Annotated in this window: 23 protein-coding genes and 1 other annotated feature; of the genes, 21 read left to right on the plus strand and 2 right to left on the minus strand. The window is 47.6% G+C overall.

Going from position 1 to position 19,529, the window contains the following annotated elements; translation table 11 throughout:
* The first annotated feature begins 40 nt into the window (after positions 1-40).
* From ACWJJ4_RS06510 to pheA, 19 genes are all read left to right on the plus strand, one after another.
* Positions 41-1,333, plus strand: coding sequence for a bifunctional folylpolyglutamate synthase/dihydrofolate synthase (locus ACWJJ4_RS06510; RefSeq protein WP_206584081.1), 1,293 nt, complete (start codon positions 41-43; stop codon positions 1,331-1,333).
* A 139-nt stretch (positions 1,334-1,472) separates the two neighbouring features.
* Entirely contained in the window at positions 1,473-2,225 is a 753-nt protein-coding gene (locus ACWJJ4_RS06515; protein WP_060674737.1) for a prepilin peptidase, read from the plus strand.
* Positions 2,226-2,351: 126 nt separating this feature from the next.
* Positions 2,352-3,353: an SPOR domain-containing protein gene (locus tag ACWJJ4_RS06520; protein WP_146284285.1), complete on the plus strand. Its 1,002-nt coding sequence runs from the start codon at positions 2,352-2,354 to the stop codon at positions 3,351-3,353.
* Positions 3,354-3,493: 140 nt separating this feature from the next.
* Positions 3,494-4,063: a Maf family protein gene (locus ACWJJ4_RS06525; protein WP_070082167.1), complete on the plus strand. Its 570-nt coding sequence runs from the start codon at positions 3,494-3,496 to the stop codon at positions 4,061-4,063.
* Between the two features lie 31 nt (positions 4,064-4,094).
* Positions 4,095-4,790 (plus strand): RadC family protein, encoded by a 696-nt coding sequence (gene radC / locus ACWJJ4_RS06530; RefSeq protein WP_007408165.1) that lies wholly within the window; start codon positions 4,095-4,097, stop codon positions 4,788-4,790.
* Between the two features lie 91 nt (positions 4,791-4,881).
* Positions 4,882-5,895, plus strand: coding sequence for a cell shape-determining protein MreB (gene mreB, locus ACWJJ4_RS06535; RefSeq protein WP_003152647.1), 1,014 nt, complete (start codon positions 4,882-4,884; stop codon positions 5,893-5,895).
* 30 nt (positions 5,896-5,925) lie between these two features.
* Positions 5,926-6,789: a rod shape-determining protein MreC gene (mreC, locus tag ACWJJ4_RS06540; protein WP_003152649.1), complete on the plus strand. Its 864-nt coding sequence runs from the start codon at positions 5,926-5,928 to the stop codon at positions 6,787-6,789.
* A complete protein-coding gene (mreD, locus tag ACWJJ4_RS06545; protein WP_003152650.1) occupies positions 6,786-7,304 on the plus strand; it encodes a rod shape-determining protein MreD in 519 nt (172 codons plus the stop codon). Before mreC ends, mreD begins: the two co-directional genes overlap by 4 nt.
* Positions 7,305-7,357: 53 nt before the next feature.
* Positions 7,358-8,038: a septum site-determining protein MinC gene (gene minC, locus ACWJJ4_RS06550; RefSeq protein WP_003152653.1), complete on the plus strand. Its 681-nt coding sequence runs from the start codon at positions 7,358-7,360 to the stop codon at positions 8,036-8,038.
* Between the two features lie 2 nt (positions 8,039-8,040).
* Positions 8,041-8,844, plus strand: coding sequence for a septum site-determining protein MinD (gene minD / locus ACWJJ4_RS06555; protein ID WP_060674730.1), 804 nt, complete (start codon positions 8,041-8,043; stop codon positions 8,842-8,844).
* 127 nt (positions 8,845-8,971) lie between these two features.
* On the plus strand, positions 8,972-9,775 hold the full coding sequence (locus ACWJJ4_RS06560) for a M23 family metallopeptidase (RefSeq protein ID WP_007408168.1): 804 nt from the start codon (positions 8,972-8,974) through the stop codon (positions 9,773-9,775).
* Entirely contained in the window at positions 9,768-10,634 is an 867-nt protein-coding gene (locus tag ACWJJ4_RS06565; RefSeq protein WP_003152659.1) for a M50 family metallopeptidase, read from the plus strand. Before ACWJJ4_RS06560 ends, ACWJJ4_RS06565 begins: the two co-directional genes overlap by 8 nt.
* Before the next feature lie 58 nt (positions 10,635-10,692).
* Positions 10,693-10,766 (plus strand) — a sequence feature (ribosomal protein L21 leader region).
* 13 nt (positions 10,767-10,779) lie between these two features.
* Positions 10,780-11,088 (plus strand): 50S ribosomal protein L21, encoded by a 309-nt coding sequence (gene rplU / locus ACWJJ4_RS06570; protein ID WP_003152660.1) that lies wholly within the window; start codon positions 10,780-10,782, stop codon positions 11,086-11,088.
* A 2-nt stretch (positions 11,089-11,090) separates the two neighbouring features.
* Entirely contained in the window at positions 11,091-11,432 is a 342-nt protein-coding gene (locus tag ACWJJ4_RS06575; protein ID WP_060674727.1) for a ribosomal-processing cysteine protease Prp, read from the plus strand.
* A 12-nt stretch (positions 11,433-11,444) separates the two neighbouring features.
* Complete coding sequence (rpmA, locus tag ACWJJ4_RS06580; protein WP_003152662.1) at positions 11,445-11,729, plus strand: 50S ribosomal protein L27; 285 nt, start codon at positions 11,445-11,447, stop codon at positions 11,727-11,729.
* Positions 11,730-12,046: 317 nt separating this feature from the next.
* Entirely contained in the window at positions 12,047-12,625 is a 579-nt protein-coding gene (locus ACWJJ4_RS06585) for a sporulation initiation phosphotransferase B (RefSeq protein ID WP_003152664.1), read from the plus strand.
* 31 nt (positions 12,626-12,656) lie between these two features.
* Positions 12,657-13,943: a GTPase ObgE gene (gene obgE / locus ACWJJ4_RS06590; RefSeq protein ID WP_003152665.1), complete on the plus strand. Its 1,287-nt coding sequence runs from the start codon at positions 12,657-12,659 to the stop codon at positions 13,941-13,943.
* 53 nt (positions 13,944-13,996) lie between these two features.
* A complete protein-coding gene (thrR, locus tag ACWJJ4_RS06595; RefSeq protein ID WP_007408173.1) occupies positions 13,997-14,440 on the plus strand; it encodes a transcriptional regulator ThrR in 444 nt (147 codons plus the stop codon).
* Between the two features lie 13 nt (positions 14,441-14,453).
* Positions 14,454-15,311, plus strand: coding sequence for a prephenate dehydratase (gene pheA / locus ACWJJ4_RS06600; protein ID WP_003152668.1), 858 nt, complete (start codon positions 14,454-14,456; stop codon positions 15,309-15,311).
* A 26-nt stretch (positions 15,312-15,337) separates the two neighbouring features.
* On the opposite strand, the gene ACWJJ4_RS06605 is transcribed toward pheA, so the two are convergent.
* Positions 15,338-15,880 (minus strand): 3H domain-containing protein, encoded by a 543-nt coding sequence (locus ACWJJ4_RS06605; protein ID WP_454021518.1) that lies wholly within the window; start codon positions 15,878-15,880, stop codon positions 15,338-15,340.
* On the minus strand, positions 15,877-17,028 hold the full coding sequence (locus ACWJJ4_RS06610) for an IscS subfamily cysteine desulfurase (protein WP_146277253.1): 1,152 nt from the start codon (positions 17,026-17,028) through the stop codon (positions 15,877-15,879). The genes ACWJJ4_RS06605 and ACWJJ4_RS06610 overlap by 4 nt, the downstream gene beginning before the upstream one ends.
* Positions 17,029-17,133: 105 nt before the next feature.
* Between ACWJJ4_RS06610 and nadB the strand changes: the two genes are divergently transcribed.
* Together nadB and nadC are read left to right on the plus strand one after the other, a co-directional pair.
* On the plus strand, positions 17,134-18,699 hold the full coding sequence (gene nadB, locus ACWJJ4_RS06615) for an L-aspartate oxidase (RefSeq protein WP_146277251.1): 1,566 nt from the start codon (positions 17,134-17,136) through the stop codon (positions 18,697-18,699).
* Positions 18,681-19,529 (plus strand): carboxylating nicotinate-nucleotide diphosphorylase, encoded by an 849-nt coding sequence (nadC, locus tag ACWJJ4_RS06620; RefSeq protein WP_094247694.1) that lies wholly within the window; start codon positions 18,681-18,683, stop codon positions 19,527-19,529. Before nadB ends, nadC begins: the two co-directional genes overlap by 19 nt.

Below are 19,529 nucleotides of genomic sequence, written 5' to 3' on the forward strand. Positions count from 1 at the left end.
TCCTAAGAAACCGCCTTGTCGTATAAAAGAGGGGATTTCATTGTTTAATACGTACAAAGAAGCGATCAGCTGGATTCACGGCAGACTCAAGTTCGGCGTTAAGCCGGGCCTTCTCCGTATGGAAAAGCTGATGGAAAAACTGGAACACCCGGAAAAGAACATCCGCGCCATTCATGTGGCGGGCACAAACGGCAAAGGATCAACCGTCTCTTTTATCCGTTCCGTGCTTCAAGAAGCCGGTTATACGGTCGGCACGTTCACATCGCCTTACATGATTACGTTTAATGAGCGTATCAGCGTCAACGGCACGCCGATTACCGATGAGGAATGGAGAACGCTCGTTAATGACATAAAGCCGATAGTCGATGAGCTCGATAAGACTGATGCCGGAACGGTGACAGAATTTGAAATCATTACAGCGTGTGCATTTTTATATTTTGCGAAGCGGGCTGATATCGATTTTGTTATTTTTGAAGCGGGGCTCGGCGGCACATTTGATTCAACCAATATTGTGAAACCGCTCCTGTCGGTCATTACAAGTATCGGACATGACCATATGGCCATTTTAGGCAATACCATCGAGGAGATCGCCGGGCAGAAAGCCGGTATCATTAAAAATTCCATTCCGGTCATTACGGGTGTCAATCAGCCGGAAGCACTCGGCGTTATTGAAGCGGAAGCCGAAAAAAAGCAGGCTCCGTATCAGTCACTTTATAAAACGTGCAGACTGTTTAATGAAGCGGCGCTTCCGTCCGGCGAAAGCTTTTCGCTGGAAACAGAAACGAAATGCTATGAAGACATTCAAACGTCACTGATCGGCATTCACCAAAGGCAGAATGCGGCATTGGCGATATTGGCCGCTGAATGGCTGAATCGCCTGGAAGCCGCAGTCATTTCAGAAGAAGCGATGCGAAACGGCCTGAAAAAAGCTTCCTGGCCGGGCCGGTTTGAACGTCTTCAAAGCCGCCCTTTAGTGTTTGCGGACGGCGCGCATAACGAAGAGGGCGTTGAAACGCTGACAGAAACGATCAGGCAGCGCTTTGCCGATAAAAACGTCCATGTCGTATTCAGCGCATTAAAAGACAAACCGTATCAGGAAATGATTAAAAAGCTTGAAACCGAAGCAGATTCCATTCACTTTGTATCATTTGACTTTCCGCGTGCTTCAAGCGCCGAAGCTCTTTACAATGCAAGCAGTCTTGCGTCTAAGAGCTTCGATGAGAACCCGGACAGTGTGAAAGAATGGATAGAACAAAAAGACGGGGCGGATGATGTCATCATCATTACCGGCTCCTTATATTTTATTTCAGAAATGAGAAAGCGGCTTATCTGACAGCCCCTCGGATGCCCGGCAGACCATTTTCCGGTTTTGCCGGGTGTTTTTATGCTGAAAATATATTTTCAGCCATTTCAGTCATGGTGTTTTTCTTTGCTATAATCTGAGCCAGATTGATAGTAAAGGTGTGGTCTGAGTGCTTTTGATTCTGTTTTTTCTCGGCTTAATTTTCGGTTCTTTTTTTTATACAGCAGCGTGCCGTATCCCGCTTCGAATCTCGGTTATTTCGCCGCGTTCAGCCTGCTCGTTCTGCGGCTTGCCGCTCTCCTGGGGGGAGCTTGTGCCCGTCGTCTCCTATATTCTGCAAAGAGGCAGATGCAGAAACTGCCGTGCGAAGCTGTCGGTTATGTATCCGGCGGCGGAATGCTGGACGGCGTGTTTATTCACGGCTGCAGGCATTCATTTCGGTTTCTCAAAAGAACTGTTAGTCGCGCTGTTATTTCTGTCTCTGCTCATGATTGTTACTATGACGGATCTGCAATATATGCTGATTCCTGACAAAGTTCTGCTGTTTTTTCTTCCGCTTTTTATCGCCGGCCGTATGTTTTCTCCGCTGGATTCATGGTATGCGGGTTTTGCCGGAGCTGTTTGCGGATTTTTTCTGCTAGTTTTTATCATGTTTGTCAGTAAAGGAGGCATCGGCGCAGGTGATGTGAAACTGTTTGGGGTGATCGGCCTGACGCTCGGCGTGAAGCTCGTGCTCATTGCATTCTTTCTTTCCGTTATGATCGGAGCCGTATACGGTATGTGCGCCGCAGCCCGGGGCAGGCTTGGTAAAAAGCAGCCATTTCCGTTTGCGCCGGCCATCTCAGCCGGGAGCGCTTTGAGTTATTTATACGGTGAAGAGCTGTTTTCGTTTTACATCAAGCTCGCTTCAGGCGGAGCTTGAAAAATTTGGCGAACGTTTTTTGGACAAGACGACAAAAGTCTTGTTCTTTTTTTTTTCGCCTATGCTAAAGTGTGAACCATGATCAGTTCAAGGTACGGCCAAGACGAATGCAAGGGGGAAGAGACGTTGAAAAAAAGGAAGAGCAAAAAGCACAGCAAAGCTAAAAACAATGCCCTTAAAGTAACCATTAACGGACAAGAAGAAACGATGTATGGACAAGAAGATGTGAATGAAGGCGGGGAGAAGACCGTCACATTTTCCAATTGGGAAGAAACAAAAAAGGCGGAACAGGAGACCGCCGCTTCCCATGAAGATCCGAAAGAAGAAGATTTCAATTGGGATCATGAGAAGAATTCTGAGGTATTTGAAGATGACCCGAAAGTCGTTCCGCCATACCAGAAGAAAAAAACAGGCCCTCATTTTCCGAAAAAAAAGCAGCCGTCTTCTCCAGTTAAAAAAGCGGTCACGACAATTGCCGTTGCGGCTGTTTTAGGCACCGGGCTCGGCCTTGTCGCCTTAAATATGTCGGGAAGTAAAGAAGCCTCCGCTCCGGCATCAGCTGACAAAGGTTCACAAGGGCAGACGGTGAAAGCGGGTGATGTTTCTAAAGACAAATCTGAAACAGCCGGCACAGGAGATGCGGAATCTTCAGCGGGAAACTATAAAACATATGCGGTGCAGGCCGGAAAATTTTCATCAGAAAAAGGAGCGCAAACGCTTGTTGACCAGCTGACTGAAAAAGGATACTCGGCCGTCTCTCTGGCAAAAGAAGACGGATACACATACGTGATCGCCGGGCTTGCAGCGGAAAAAAGCTTATCACAGCAATTGGGTCAGACACTGATAGACCATGATTTTGAGGCTTGGGGCGGAAAAGAGCTCAGCTTTGCGGTCGATTCAGGGCTGGAAGACTCTTTTAAACAGGCATCTGAGCTCTCCGCCAAAGCGATTATCGGCAAAGATCTTTCAAAAACGGAAGTGGCTGAAGCGGCAAAAGCGGCAGACGGCGCAGACGCCGCTGACAAAAAGCAGAAAGAGGCCGTGCTTCAAGCGCTGAAAGAACTGGAAACGTCGGGGTCAGAATCCGGCTGGAAAGCCCAAAAAGAGCTTTTAAGTGTTGTAAAATAGTATCTCATTTCCCGTCATCCGGCGGGATTTTTTATTTTGTCATCAAAAAGTTATTTTTCTGAAATTGTGGTTGCCCGTTTGATTTGGTAGGATAGACAAGTATCTTTTTTTCTTAAGCAAACCCTGAAAGGATGACAACCATGACAAAACGCTTAATACTCGCATCACAATCTCCGCGAAGAAAAGAACTCCTTAATCTTCTTCAGATTCCTTACAGCATTATTGCGAGCCGCACAGAAGAAAAATTAAATCGAAACCTTTCGCCGGAAGAAAACGTCCAATGTTTGGCCGAGCAAAAAGCCGGTGCTGTATTGGCCGAAAATCCCGATGCAGTCGTTATCGGGGCTGACACGATGGTGTGCATAGACGGCGAGTGCCTCGGCAAACCGCGTGACAGGGAAGAAGCGGCACAGATGCTGCGGAGGCTTTCCGGCCGAAGCCATCAAGTCATTACGGCGGTCAGCATTCAGACGCATGACCGGAAAGAAACATTCTGTGACACGACGGAAGTGACGTTTTGGCCGCTCAGTGAAGACGACATACAGCTCTACATTGAAACAAAAGAACCGATGGATAAAGCAGGTGCATACGGCATCCAAGGAAAAGGCGCGCTTTTAGTGAAAAAAATAGACGGTGATTTTTATTCTGTCGTCGGGCTTCCTGTCGCTAAAACAATGAGAGCCTTGAAAGAATTTAATATAAAAGCTTGATGTTCAAACCGGGAAGGGGAACAAGGAGGGGTTGATCATCCGTGATCTGCCGTTAAAATTAAGAGATTTCCCCGAAAAAGAAAAACCGAGAGAGCGGCTTCTGCACTTCGGAGCCGAACATCTCTCTAACAATGAATTGCTCGCCATCCTGCTGCGGACGGGAACGAAACATGAGTCCGTCATGAACCTCGCTCACCGGCTGCTGCGGACGTTTGACGGGCTGCGCCTGTTAAAAGGCGCCTCTGCCCAGGAGCTTTCCAGCATTCCGGGAATCGGCACGGTGAAAGCCGTTCAGATTCTTGCCGCAATTGAGCTGGGGAGCCGCATTCATAAGACATCCGCCGGGGAGCATTGCGTCATCCGCTCTCCGGAAGACGGGGCGAAGTATGTGATGGAGGATATGCGCTTTTTATCCCAGGAGCATTTTGTCTGTTTATATTTAAATACCAAAAATCAAGTCATTCATAAACGCACCGTTTTTATCGGAAGTCTGAATTCATCTATTGTCCACCCGCGGGAGGTGTTTAAAGAAGCTTTCAAACGATCCGCCGCGTCCTTCATTTGCGTTCATAATCATCCTTCAGGAGATCCTACACCGAGCAGGGAAGATATAGAGGTAACCAGGCGGCTTTTTGAGTGCGGAAATTTAATCGGCATCGAGCTGCTGGATCATTTGGTCATTGGTGATAAAAAATTTGTGAGTTTAAAGGAAAAAGGATATTTGTAACACTTTTTTTTTCGTTGATTTAAGATATAATAGATTTTATGAGTTTTTCCCTTTAGGGTATTTTTGCTTTAAGAAAGGAAGATACATACATATGTTCGGAATTGGTACAAGAGACCTTGGTATAGATTTGGGAACCGCGAATACGCTTGTGTTTGTTAAAGGTAAAGGAATCGTAGTGAGAGAGCCGTCTGTCGTTGCTCTGCAAACGGATACGAAGTCAATCGTTGCGGTCGGTAACGATGCGAAAAACATGATCGGAAGAACTCCGGGCAACGTGGTTGCGCTCCGTCCGATGAAAGACGGCGTTATCGCTGACTATGAAACAACTGCGACAATGATGAAATACTACATTAATCAGGCTGTGAAAAATAAAGGATTGTTTGCGAGAAAGCCGTACGTTATGGTGTGTGTGCCGTCAGGTATTACGGCCGTTGAAGAACGGGCGGTCATCGACGCGACAAGACAAGCGGGCGCACGTGACGCTTATCCGATTGAAGAACCGTTTGCGGCCGCAATCGGCGCGAATCTTCCGGTATGGGAGCCGACGGGCAGCATGGTCGTTGATATCGGCGGCGGAACAACTGAAGTGGCGATCATTTCTTTAGGCGGCATTGTCACGTCCCAGTCCATCCGCGTAGCCGGTGACGAAATGGACGACTCAATCATCAGCTATATCAGAAAAACATATAATCTGATGATCGGTGACCGTACGGCGGAAGCCATTAAAATGGAAATCGGTTCAGCCGAAACCGGTGAAGAAAATGCGTCAATGGAAATCCGCGGCCGCGATCTTCTGACAGGTCTGCCGAAAACGATCGAAATCACGGGAACGGAAATTGCAAATGCACTGCGTGATACAGTTCTCTCAATCGTTGATGCGGTGAAGAGCACGCTTGAAAAAACACCGCCTGAGCTGGCCGCTGACATTATGGACAGAGGTATTGTATTAACAGGGGGAGGCGCCCTGCTCCGCAATCTCGACAAAGTCATCAGCGACGAAACGAAAATGCCTGTTCTTATCGCTGAAGATCCGCTGGATTGTGTTGCGATCGGCACTGGAAAAGCACTGGAGCACATCCATCTTTTCAAAGGAAAAACAAGATAATCAGGAGTTAAATAGAAGAGGTGTATCACGATGCCGAACAAACGGTTAATGCTATTACTTCTGTGTATTATCATATTGGTGGCTATGATTGGATTCTCGCTGAAGAACGGCCGTAATACCACCTGGCCTGAAAAGCTGATCGGTGATACGACGGGAGTATTTCAAAACATTTTTCACACGCCTGCCGAATATTTTGCAGGGTTCTTCGGGGACATAAAAGACCTGAAAAACACGTACAAAGAAAACGAACGCTTAAGACAAAAGCTGGACGGACAGACACAATATGAAGCGAAGCTCCAAGAACTCAAAGATGAAAACAAGAAGCTGCGTGATGAACTCGGGCATGTCAAATCAATTTCCGACTATGATCCGATTTTAGCGACCGTTATCGCGAGAAACCCTGATCAATGGTACAAGCAGATCATGATCAATAAGGGAACGAAGCATAAAGTGGCCAAAGACATGGCTGTCACGAACGAAAAGGGTGCGCTGGTCGGGAAGATCAAAAGCAGCGGACTCAACAGTTTCACATCCGCCGTTCAGCTGCTGAGCGATGTTGACCGCAATAACAGAGTGGCCACCAAAATCTCCGGCAAAAAGGGAAGCAAAGGCTACGGTTTAATTGAAGGGTATGATAAAAAGAAACAGACCCTGAAAATGACCATCCTTGAACCGGATGAAAAACGTGAAGTGAAGAAAGGCGACCTCGTGGAGACCTCCGGAACGGGCGGCGTATTTCCTCAAGGGCTGACGGTCGGCGAAGTGACCGATGTAGAATCAGATGCTTACGGCCTGACGAAAATCGCTTACGTGAAACCGGCTGCCGACTTGTACGATCTTGACCATGTCATCGTCGTGAACCGAAGCGTAGCAACAGGGGAGGAAGGATCGTGAAACGTTTCCTTCTCCCTTTGATTATGATTTTGGTCTTTTGTGCGGAAAGCATCTATACCGATCTGGTGCGTTTTCCTTTCGTTTCCGTCGAGCAGCAGGTCGTTCCGCATTTTCTTTTGCTTGCGCTGATTTTTATGTCGGCTTATATCAACCAAAAGCATGCGGTGATCTACGGTTTCATTTTCGGATTTCTTTATGACATCAATTATACGGGTGTTTTAGGCGTTTATATGTTTGGTTTTGCCGGATTATGCTATCTGGCGGCCAAAGCGTTTAAAGTGCTGCAGACAAACGCCCTGATGGTCATTCTGGTCGCGGTGCTGAGCGTATGTGTGCTTGAATTTTACGTCTACGGCATTCAGACGTTAATCCGCAGCGGCACTATGACGTTTAACGATTTTGTCATTCAGCGGTTCTTGCCGACCGCTTTGCTGAATATTGCGGGAGCCGTTATATTAGTCCTGCCCTTCAGGCTGTTTTATATAAGTCTGAAGAAAGAATTAAGAGATGAGTAAAAAGGATTTTATCTTTTTTTGACGAAAAGAGTATGTTGTTGAGGTGAACATTGATGAAGACCAAAAAGCAGCAATATGTAACAATAAAAGGAACAAAAAACGGCTTAACATTGCATCTGGATGATGCGTGTTCTTTTGATGAGCTCCTCGATGGTCTTCAAAACATGCTGTCGATTGAACAATATACTGATGGCAAAGGCCAAAAAATCAGTGTTCATATTAAACTCGGGCATCGGTATCTGTATCAGGAACAGGCAGAGCAGCTGACTGATCTGATCGCGTCAAAGAAAGATTTAGTCGTGCATTCAATTGACAGTGAAGTCATCGCCAAAGAAGAAGCGCAGCGGATGAAAGAGGAGCAGGAAATTGTTTCGGTTTCCAAAATCGTCCGTTCGGGCCAGGTGCTTCACGTGACGGGAGATTTGCTTTTAATCGGAGATGTGAATCCCGGCGGTACGATCAGAGCCGGAGGAAATATATTTGTTCTCGGTTCATTAAAAGGGATTGCCCACGCGGGTTATAACGGAAATAACCGGGCTGTGATCGCCGCATCCGAAATGATGCCGACACAATTGAGGATCAATCACGTGTTAAATCGCTCCCCAGACCACATTCAAAAAGGGAACGACATGGAATGTGCTTATTTAGATACTGACGGAAATATGGTCATTGAACGCCTTCAGCAATTGGCTCATTTAAGACCTGATCTAACAAGGCTTGAGGGAGGAATGTGAAATTGGGTGAGGCTATCGTAATAACTTCGGGAAAAGGCGGAGTAGGTAAAACAACAACATCTGCAAACCTCGGTACCGCCTTAGCCATTTTAGGGAAGCGCGTCTGTTTGGTAGACACAGATATCGGACTGCGCAACCTTGATGTCGTAATGGGTCTTGAAAACAGAATTATTTACGACTTAGTAGATGTAATTGAAGGCAGATGCAAGACGCATCAGGCGCTTGTCAAAGACAAACGTTTTGATGATCTGCTACATTTAATGCCGGCTGCCCAGACAAGCGACAAGACGGCTGTTGTCCCTGAGCAGATCAAATTGCTTGTGCAGGAGCTTAAGCAGGAATTTGATTATGTCATTATTGATTGTCCGGCCGGAATTGAACAAGGCTATAAAAATGCCGTCTCCGGAGCTGATAAGGCGATTGTTGTGACGACGCCGGAAATATCAGCGGTGCGGGACGCTGACCGCATTATCGGACTTTTGGAGCAGGAAGATATCGAACCGCCGCGCCTTATCGTGAACCGCATCAGAAATCACCTGGTGAAAAACGGTGACACGATGGATGTGGATGAAGTTGTTCATCATCTGTCTATTGATCTCCTCGGAATCGTTGCTGACGATGATGAAGTGATCAGGGCTTCAAATATCGGCGAACCGATTGCCATGAATTCCAAAAACCGCGCCAGCATTGCGTACCGCAATATCGCCCGGCGCATTTTAGGAGAATCCGTTCCTTTGCAGGTGCTTGAAGAGCAGCAAAAAGGGATGATGGCGAAAATCAAGTCATTTTTCGGCGTGCGTTCATAATATATACCAGAATACAAAGATCTGATGAAGCCCAGCTTATCAGGTCTTTTTTGTTTTTTAAGAGCGCATATTTGCAATGGACAAGACATAGGATGTACAAACCCAACGATTGCAAAGGATGATGGCGATGAGTCACAGAGCTGATGAAATTAGAAAAAGACTGGCCAAAAGAAGAAAACAGCGGCCTGAATCAAAACGGACTTTCGTTCAAAACGCTCAAACGCAGAATTTTCCCGCGTGGCAGACGGTCAAGGAGCAGGAAAAGCACAAGCTTCTTCCGGACTACGAATATCAAACGGAACACCCGCCCGAATTTAACGGGCGGCATCCATTGATCAGCGCTCATTCTATTATTTTAAAATGCCTGCTGGCCGCCTGTCTCGTACTGATCTCCGCTATTGCCTATAAAACTGACAAACAGCCGCTGAGTCAGATCAAACCGGCAATCGCACAAACCTTTCAAAAAGAATTTCAGTTTGCTGCCGTAAGCAATTGGTTCGTATCTTCCTTCGGAAACCCGCTCGCTTTTCTTACGCCGGGAACGAAAAAGAAGGACGGTCAGGTGGCGGTCAGTCAGGATATGGCCGTTCCTGCCGCGGGGAAAATCCAGCAGGACTTTCAAAATAACGGAGAGGGCGTCGTCGTCGAAACCGCCAGTGAAGCCATTGACAGCGTAAAAGAAGGCTACATTATGGAAGTGAGCAAAGATAAAAAAACAGGGCTGACGGTGAAGGTGCAGCACGCCGACAATACAAGCAGCATTTACGGCCGGCTGAAAGATGTTAACGTTTCATTGTACGACTTTGTCGATAAAGGGAAAAAGATCGGTTCGATCAAGCTCAACGATAAAAGTAAAGGCCAGTACTATTTCGCGATCCAGGATGGCGATAAATTCATAGATCCGATCCAGGTGATCACTTTTGATGAATAAATGGCTCATCCTCCTTTTTAAAATTCATGTCCATCCTTTTCTTTGGATTATTATGGGGCTCGGTCTTATGACGGGGCACATCAAAGCGCTGCTGTGTCTTTTGCTGGTCGTATCCGTTCATGAGCTGGGGCATGCTGCTCTGGCTGTGTTTTTTTCGTGGCGCATTAAACGCATCTTTCTGCTCCCTTTCGGCGGGACGGTTGAGGTGGAGGAGCACGGAAACCGGCCGCTAAAAGAGGAATTCGCGGTCATTTTGGCGGGCCCGCTTCAGCATGTGTGGCTTCAGGCGGCAGCCTGGCTCTTTTTCATGTCAGGCTTTGCAAGTGAGCAGACATTTGAGATGTTTACCTTTTATAATCTCTCCATTCTTTTCATCAATCTTTTGCCGATCTGGCCGCTTGACGGCGGAAAGTTCGTGTTTTTATACTTCTCTAAACAAATGGCTTTTCAAAAAGCGCATCTCCTCAGCCTGCAGACATCGGCCGTTTCCGCTCTTTTGCTCTGCTGCTGGATTGTGCTGGCCGTCCCCCTTCAGGTCAGCGCATGGGTGCTGTTCGTCTTTCTCGCCGCTTCTTTATGGGATGAATACCGGAAGCGGCATTATATTCAGCTGAGGTTTCTTTTGGAGAGATACTACGGCAAAAACCGCGATGTCGCCATGCTGCATCCTTTGACGGTCGCGGCCGATGCCAAAGTAAAGCATGTCATGGCCGAATTCAAACGGGGATGCAAGCACCCCATTATCATTGAAAAAGCCGGAGAAAAGCTCAGCCAGCTCGATGAAAATGAAGTGCTTCATGCGTATTTTGCCGATAAACGGACAGATTCCTCTATGGAAGACCTGCTGCTGCCTTACTAGAAATAGATTGACATATCCTTTTGGTTCTGATATATTTTTTAATGTTATGGATGTAGCACCAATGCTACAACCGCTCGGGACAGGTGATAAGAGCTTTAAAGCCCCCTGTTGCTGGCGAGTCTTAGTCTAATAGGAGGTGCAGAGAATGTACGCAATCATTAAAACAGGCGGAAAACAAATCAAAGTTGAAGAAGGTCAAACTGTTTACATCGAAAAACTTGCTGCTGAAGCAGGTGAAACAGTGACGTTTGAAGACGTATTGTTTGTTGGCGGAGACAGCGTGAAAGTCGGCAACCCAACAGTTGCAGGCGCGACAGTTACAGCTAAAGTTGAAAAACAAGGCCGTGCGAAAAAAATCACTGTTTTCCGTTACAAGCCAAAGAAAAATGTTCATAAAAAACAAGGTCATCGTCAGCCTTATACTAAATTGACAATCGAAAAAATCAACGCGTAAGCATGATTGAGGCAACAATTCGAAGATCCCGGGATGACGGGGGCATTTTGTCCTTTGAAATGACGGGACATGCCGATTTTGCTGAACATGGACGAGATCTCGTTTGCGCCGGGGTCACGGCTGTCGTTTTCGGAGCGGTCAATGCGGTTATCGCGCTGGCTCCTCTCGAACCGATTCTTGATATAGGCGAGGACGGGGGTTATTTCTACTTTGAATTCCCTGAAGCCGCTGATCAGGAAGCTTTGCAAAAAGCGCAGCTGCTGATTGAAGGCATGATTGTTTCTCTTGAAACGATCGAGCGGGATTACAGTGAACACTTACGGTTGACTGCAAACCAAATATAGGAGGTGAGTTACATGCTTAGATTAGATCTTCAGTTTTTCGCTTCTAAAAAAGGTGTAGGTTCTACAAAGAACGGACGTGACTCTGAATCTAAACGTTTAGGCGCTAAACGTGCAGACGGTCAATTCGTAACAGGCGGATCTATCCTTTACCGTCAACGCGGAACGAAAATCTACCCAGGTGAAAACGTGGGCCGCGGAGGAGATGACACTCTTTTTGCTAAAATCGACGGAACTGTTAAATTCGAACGTTTCGGCCGTGACCGCAAAAAAGTGAGCGTATATCCTGTAGCTCAATAATGACACAAAAAACTCCGGTCGTTGACTGGAGTTTTTTTTGCAGTAAGCGGAGTAACATCAAGAATGAAAAGCAGAGGATGCGTGAGTGAACCCCGCCTTGAATGAGGACATCAGCTTCTCATACCCACTGGATATGTTCCCCAAGCAGTGATACCAAAAATGTTTCTGCCTGGCATCCGCATTGTATGCGATCCGAAAAAGGAACATGATGAACCAGGAAAAACAAGTGTTTTTTTAACAAAGCCTTCTCTGTTATAATTCATAGTACACACTTATCAAGACTCCTAAAAAGAAATTAAACGATTGGGAGTGCGAAAATGAAGGATGTATCGAAGAAACAAGAAGAACCTGTAAGCGATGCGGCTCTGATCAATGAACTGATCCAATTAATGGGCCATTTCCGTCATGATTGGATGAATAAGCTGCAGCTGATAAAAGGAAACTTAAGTTTGCAGAAGTATGACAGGGTCGTTGAAATAATCGACGAAATGGTCATAGATGCAAAGCACGAGTCAAAGCTCTCAAACCTGAAAACCCCGCACTTGGCGTTTGACTTTCTGACATTTAATTGGAAGTCCCGTTATATGAGGCTCGAATACGAAGTGCTCGGAGAAATTAAAGATTTATCGGCATATGATCAAAAGCTGTCGAACCTGATGAGAAAACTGTTTCATCTGTTCGGTCTGGCGGTAAGCAATGAAAGTGAAAATCATCTGACCGTATCGCTGCAGACGGATCACCCTGACAGACAGCTTATTGTATATCTCGATTTTCATGGAACGATTGCAAATGCAGATGTGTTTGATGAATTTCGCAAATCGCGGTATGAGGACTTTGATGTCATGCAATTTGAGCTGACCGGCCATGAATGTGTGGCCGAAATTGGAATGAACTAGCGGTTTTTTACGGTTTAGAACGGAGGATATTATGTTTGTAGATCAGGTGAAAGTATATGTAAAAGGCGGCGACGGCGGTAACGGAATGGTTGCGTTCCGCCGTGAAAAATATGTGCCGAAAGGCGGGCCTGCCGGCGGTGACGGAGGTAATGGAGGCGACGTCGTTTTTGAGGTTGATGAAGGACTGCGCACGCTTATGGACTTCCGGTACCAGCGCCATTTCAAAGCGATACGCGGCGAGCACGGCATGTCTAAAAACCAGCACGGCAGAAATGCGGACGATATGGTTGTTAAAGTTCCGCCCGGCACAGTCGTAACGGATGACGATACAAAACAGGTCATTGCCGATCTGACTGAGCACGGGCAGCGCGCCGTCATCGCAAAAGGCGGACGCGGCGGACGCGGAAATACCCGCTTTGCGACACCGGCCAACCCGGCACCGCAGCTGTCAGAGCACGGAGAGCCCGGAAAAGAGCGCTATATCGTGCTTGAACTGAAAGTGCTTGCAGACGTAGGTCTCGTCGGCTTCCCGAGCGTCGGAAAATCTACGCTTCTGTCTGTCGTTTCATCGGCAAAGCCGAAAATCGCCGATTATCATTTTACAACGCTTGTTCCGAATCTGGGCATGGTGGAAACGGATGACGGAAGAAGCTTCGTCATGGCGGATCTGCCCGGTTTGATTGAAGGAGCGCACGAAGGAGTCGGCTTAGGCCACCAATTTCTCCGCCATATCGAACGGACGCGCGTCATCGTTCACGTTATTGACATGTCAGCGATGGAAGGCCGTGATCCGTATGAGGATTATGTGACCATTAATCAGGAGCTCAGTGAATATAATCTGCGGCTGACGGAGCGTCCGCAAATTATCGTTGCGAATAAAATGGACATGCCCGAAGCGGCTGAAAATCTTAAAGCGTTTAAAGAAAAGCTTCAGGATGACCATCCTGTCTTCCCGATCAGCGCGGTGACGAGAGAAGGGCTCCGCGATCTTCTGTTTGAAGTCGCCAACCAGCTGGAAACAACGCCTGAATTCCCGCTGTATGATGAAGAAGAACTGGCGGAAAACCGCGTAATGTACACGATGGAAGATGAAGAAATTCCATTTGACATTACCCGTGATCCGGACGGCGCGTTTGTGCTTTCAGGTGACAGTCTGGAACGTCTCTTTAAAATGACTGACTTCTCCCGTGACGAATCCGTCAAGCGTTTTGCAAGACAGATGCGCGGTATGGGCGTTGATGAAGCGCTCAGAGAACGCGGTGCTAAAGACGGCGATATCATCCGGCTGCTGGAATTTGAATTTGAATTTATTGATTAAAAAGACGGAGAGCTTGCAATGCAGGCTCTCTGATGTAAAAGGGAGGGGTGCAGGTGAAAGAAGAGACATTTTATTTAGTGCGTGAAGACGTTCTGCCTGATGCGATGCGGAAAACCCTTGAAGTCAAAAAACTGCTGGACAGAAAAAAGGCTGAATCGGTTGCAGATGCCGTGCAGAAAGTTGATTTAAGCAGAAGCGCTTTTTATAAATACCGAGATGCGGTTTTCCCTTTTTACACGATGGTTAAAGAACAAATAATCACACTTTTCTTTCATTTGGAGGATCGGTCAGGCGCGTTATCCCAGCTTTTGCAGGCGGTGGCTGACTCAGGAAGCAACGTGCTTTCCATTCACCAGACGATTCCGCTTCAGGGCAGGGCGAATGTCACGCTCTCAATCAGTACGTCCGCAATGGAAGAAAACATTCATACGTTAATGAATAAACTGAGAAAATTTGATTTTATAGAAAAAGTTGAGATCTTAGGGTCAGGCGCGTAAGGAGAGAAGAGACATGAAAGTCGGTTATTTAGGGCCAGAAGCCACATTTACACATCTAGCAGTCAGTTCCTGCTTTCAAAACAGCGTGACACAAGCACCTTATCAAACAATACCGGCATGCATGGATGCGGCGGTTGCGGGAGAAGTTGATCTTGCATTTGTTCCTTTGGAAAACGCGCTGGAGGGCTCGGTTAACTTAACGATTGACTACTTGATTCATGAGCAGCCTCTTGCGATCGTGGGGGAAATGACGCTGCCGATTCACCAGCATCTGCTCGTTCACCCTTCGAGAGAAAATGAGTGGAAAAAGCTTGAGAAAATTTATTCTCATTCCCATGCGATTGCGCAATGCCACAAATTTCTTCACCGGCATTTTTCGTCCGTTCCTTATGAGTATGCGAAGTCAACAGGTGCGGCGGCCAAGTATGTCAGTGAGCATTCGGACCTTCCGATCGGCGTGATTGCAAATGAAATGGCGGCCGCTACATACGGATTGAGCATCGTGAAGCGGGATATTCAGGATTATCAGGACAACCACACGAGATTTGTCATTCTTTCGCCTGAAAAAGACGTCTCATTCGAAGTGAATGCGAAACTGTCTTCACGGCCGAAAACGACGATGATGGTAACGCTTCCCCAAGATGACCAATCAGGCGCGCTGCACAGGGTGCTGTCCGCTTTTTCATGGAGAAACCTGAATTTATCAAAGATCGAATCGCGCCCGACAAAAACGGGTCTCGGCAACTATTTCTTTATTATTGATATTGAACAGGCGATGGATCAGGTTCTCATTCCCGGTGCCGTTCAAGAGATGGAAGCCCTCGGCTGCCGGGTCAAGCTTCTGGGAACATATCAATCCTATTCGATATAAAAAAAGCCCTTCAGGGGGCTTTTTTTTTAATCTTTTATTAAAATACCCGCGTCGTCCAGCGCTTGGCAGGCTTGGTCAATCCGCTCTTTTGTCGGGGCGCTTAACGTATGGAGATGCACGCCTCCGGTCAGCTGTGAAAGGTAAGCGGCATTTGTCGAGTTAATGTGATCCATGAATTGTTTGACTTCTTTCCGTGTGCTGACTCTTATGGCGGCGGTTAAATCGCCGTATACGGGGTGTTCAATAATGACGTCCTTTATGGTGACGCCTTCATCGACAATGAGTTCAAGCTCTTCTTCCGTCCGCTCCGGGCCGTGCAGGCAGGCGATAATCCGTTCGGCGTTTTTTTCGCCGCGGGCATTCATGCTGATGTATAAATAGCCTTGGCTCGTCGCGATAATCGGTTCGCTTTTTGCTTTCAAGAGCGATATGTCCTGCACGATCACCTGTCTTGAAACATTTGCTTTTTTGGCCAATTCGCCTCCTGTTAATGGCGAGCCGGCTTCTTTCAGCCAATGAAGCAGCATGTCGCGTCTTTTCGCCCCAGTAAGCTTCGTTCCTTCTGTCAAATTGCTGATTCTCCTTTCTTTTGCTCCCATAGCGCCGTAAATGTATGTATCAGCATATCGAGCTGTTCACATGTTGTTTCGTTTCCGAATGAGATCCGGAAAAACTGCCGCGCTTCCCGTTCGGTTTTTCTCAGCGCCTTCATAGCTGAAGAAGGGCCGTGGCTGCCGGCGGAACATGCGCTCCCGGTTGAGATGCAAATATCGTTACGATTACATTCTAACATAATATATTGTCCTTCAAAGGAGTGAAAAAAACACCCGACAATGTGGGGCAGGCATTCACCGCCGGTTTCTTCCTCTGAAAATGAAATGGGAAGGCCTTGACGCCGAATTTGATCATACAAATAATTCCTCAGCCTGTCAGCATGCTCACGGTGTTCCTCCATATGTTTCACTGCATGCTCCGCAGCAGCGGTAAAAGCGCCGATGGCCGGCACATTCACCGTACCGGGCCTGAACCCGTTTTCATGCACGGTATGCGGATAAACCGGATTCCAGCTGACACCGGGCCGAATGTAAACAGCCCCGGTGCCTTTCGGGCCGTATACTTTATGACCGGAGACGGAAAGGGCGTCGATTCCCGCCTGATCCGCATCAATCGGCAGTTTGCCGAAACTTTGGACACAATCGCAATGCAGCAAAATGTTTCTCTGGTGAAGAAAAGCGGCCAGACGATTCACAGGCTGGATGAGGCCGGTTTCTGAATTGGCGTGCTGTATGGAAACGAGCCCCGTGTCAGGTCGGATATGAGCCGCCAGTATGTCCTCGGTTATAAGGCCGTTTTCGTCGGGATATATGATGGTGACATCAATTCCCCGGTCAGCTAAAAACGCCGCGGCATTATGGATCGAGTGGTGTTCCATTGCGGTCGTAATAAAATGTTTTTTGTGGTCGGGCAGACCGTGCAGCAACGATTGGACGGCCAAGATGTTCGCTTCCGTTCCGCCGCTTGTAAAGTAAATGCCGTCTGCCGCTCCGCCGATCAATTTTCCTGCAGAATGTCTGCAATATTCCAGCACGTCCGCCGCTCTTCCTCCGGCGTCATGAAGGCTGCTTGCATTGCCGTATACCTCTGTGCTGAGATGCTGAAAGACTTTCGCGGCTTCTTTGCTTAAAGGCGTTCCCGCCGCGTAATCAAGATAAATCATACAGCCCGTCTCCTATCCGTTTATGTTAAAAAAAGCTTGAGTTTATTTTATCGTTGTGTAAATATAGGTGTCAAGACAGGTGTAAATATAACAGGAGGGTGATGTATGTCTGAAAAAACAATTATCGTCATTGGTTCGGGGACGGCGGCCCTTGCCTGTGCTTCCTCATTTCCTCCGTCATACCAAGTGACCGTCATTACAAAGAGAAACGTAACGAACAGCAATTCGCATTATGCTCAAGGCGGGATTGCTGTGTCATACGCAAAAGATGACTCTATAGAATCCCATGTGAACGATACACTGTATGCGGGATGCGGACACAATGACGTGACAGCCGTGCGGCATTTGCTGAAAAGCGGACAGAGCATGATAAACAGGCTGATAGAAGGCCATTTCCCTTTTGATACGAAGTCGGATGGAACCTTTTGTCTCGGCAGGGAAGGCGCTCATTCCAAAAGGAGGATTCTGCACGCCGGGGGAGATGCGACCGGACGGATGCTGGTTGAGTTTCTGGTTCAGCAGTTGAGGGACGGCATTCGGATCATTGAACACGAGACGGTTGTTGATCTGCTGATTGAACACGGGCGATGCGCAGGCGTTGCCGTAAAGGATGCTTCAGGCGCCGTTTCTTACAGAAGGGCGGATTGTGTAGTGCTTGCTTCAGGCGGCTGCGGCAGTCTGTACCAATATCACACAAATGATTCCGCCATAACGGGAGACGGCATCGCTCTTGCCTTCCGCGCGGGAGCTGAGATCACGGATATGGAGTTCACCCAGTTCCACCCGACCCTCCTTGTGAAAAACGGGACTGTGTACGGTCTGATTTCTGAAGCAGTGAGAGGAGAAGGCGGATATTTAGCGGATCGCTTCGGGCGCAGGATCATGGCTGACAGACACGCGCTTGAAGATTTGGCGCCCCGGGATGTGGTTTCACGGGCGATTTATGAAGAAATGATGAAAGAAAATCCTGTTTTTATAAATTGCAGCCGAATAGCCGATTTTAACAAACGTTTTCCGACCATAACAGAAATTTGTCAAACAGCTGGCGTTGATCTTGAAAGCGGGATCCCCATAGCACCCGGAATGCATTTTTTAATGGGCGGAGTAAAAGCCGATACATGGGGGAAAACGTCCGTGCCTGATTTGTACGCCATAGGCGAGACCGCCTGCACAGGCTTGCACGGGGCGAACCGCCTTGCGAGCAACTCACTGCTGGAAGCGCTGGCAAGCGGGCAACGATGTGCTGAACATATCATTCAAACACCGTTAAACGGAAGATATAAAAAAACCCCGAAGAAAACTGATGTCATCTTACAAGTGCCGGACACAACGCTTCATGTGCTTCAAGCCAAAATGACAACCGGAGCGGGCATCGTCAGGGAAAAAGAAAACCTGCAGGCGCTGGCATCCTGGCTTAACAACGTATCTGTGCGTCATATAAATGTGAAGGATATCACAATGGAACAAGCCGAGCTATCCTGCCTATGGAAGACTGCGCAATTTGTTGTGACCTCAGCCCTTATTCGGGAAGAAAGCAGAGGCGCTCATTTTCGCACTGATTTTCCCGGGACGGGGAAAGAGTGGCACGGAAAACAAATCATTCATTCAACATCTGGAACAGTTATCAGAAAAAACGAAAGGATTGGGGAACTATGGACATTCTGCAGCTGAAACAAATGCTGACTCATTTTTTTCAGGAAGATATCGGAACGGGTGATGCGACGTCACAAGCGATTTTTTCTGATCAGCAATGTAAAGCGCGGATCATCGCAAAAACAGACGGCGTGTTTGCCGGAGAAGACGTTATCCGTGAAGGATGGAAGCTTTTACACGATGATATCCGCATCCGCTCCCTGAAAAAAGACGGAGAACGGATGAAAAGAGGAGACGTGCTCGCTGAAATGGAAGGCCGGGCGGCAGCTCTTCTTACGGGGGAGCGGGTCATTCTGAATCTCATACAAAGAATGTCAGGCATTGCGACCATGACGGATGAGGCCAAAAGGCGTCTTGATGATCCGTCCATCAAGCTTTGTGATACGAGAAAAACGACACCCGGGCTCAGAATGCTGGAAAAATACGCTGTGCGCATCGGAGGCGGTTTTAATCATCGCTTCGGCTTATATGACGGCATCATGATTAAAGATAATCATATTGCCGCCTGCGGATCGATAAAGGCAGCCGTGGAGCGGGCAAGAAAAACAGCGGGGCAGATGCTTGCGGTGGAAGTCGAAATCGAATCCGAACAGCAGCTGCTCGAGGCAATAGAAGCGGGCGCAGACATTATTATGTTTGACAACTGTCCGCCTGAGTCCGTCCGGCGTTTTGCAGGCATGACACCGGGTCATATCAAAACGGAAGCATCCGGAGGCATAACGCTCGATACATTGCCCGCTTATAAAGGGACGGGCGTCCAATATATTTCACTCGGATTTCTGACTCATTCAGTAAAAAGCGCCGACATCAGCATGGATGTTGAGGCTGCGGAACAGGGGGATTTATAA

The organism is Bacillus sp. JK62 (assembly GCF_053663455.1).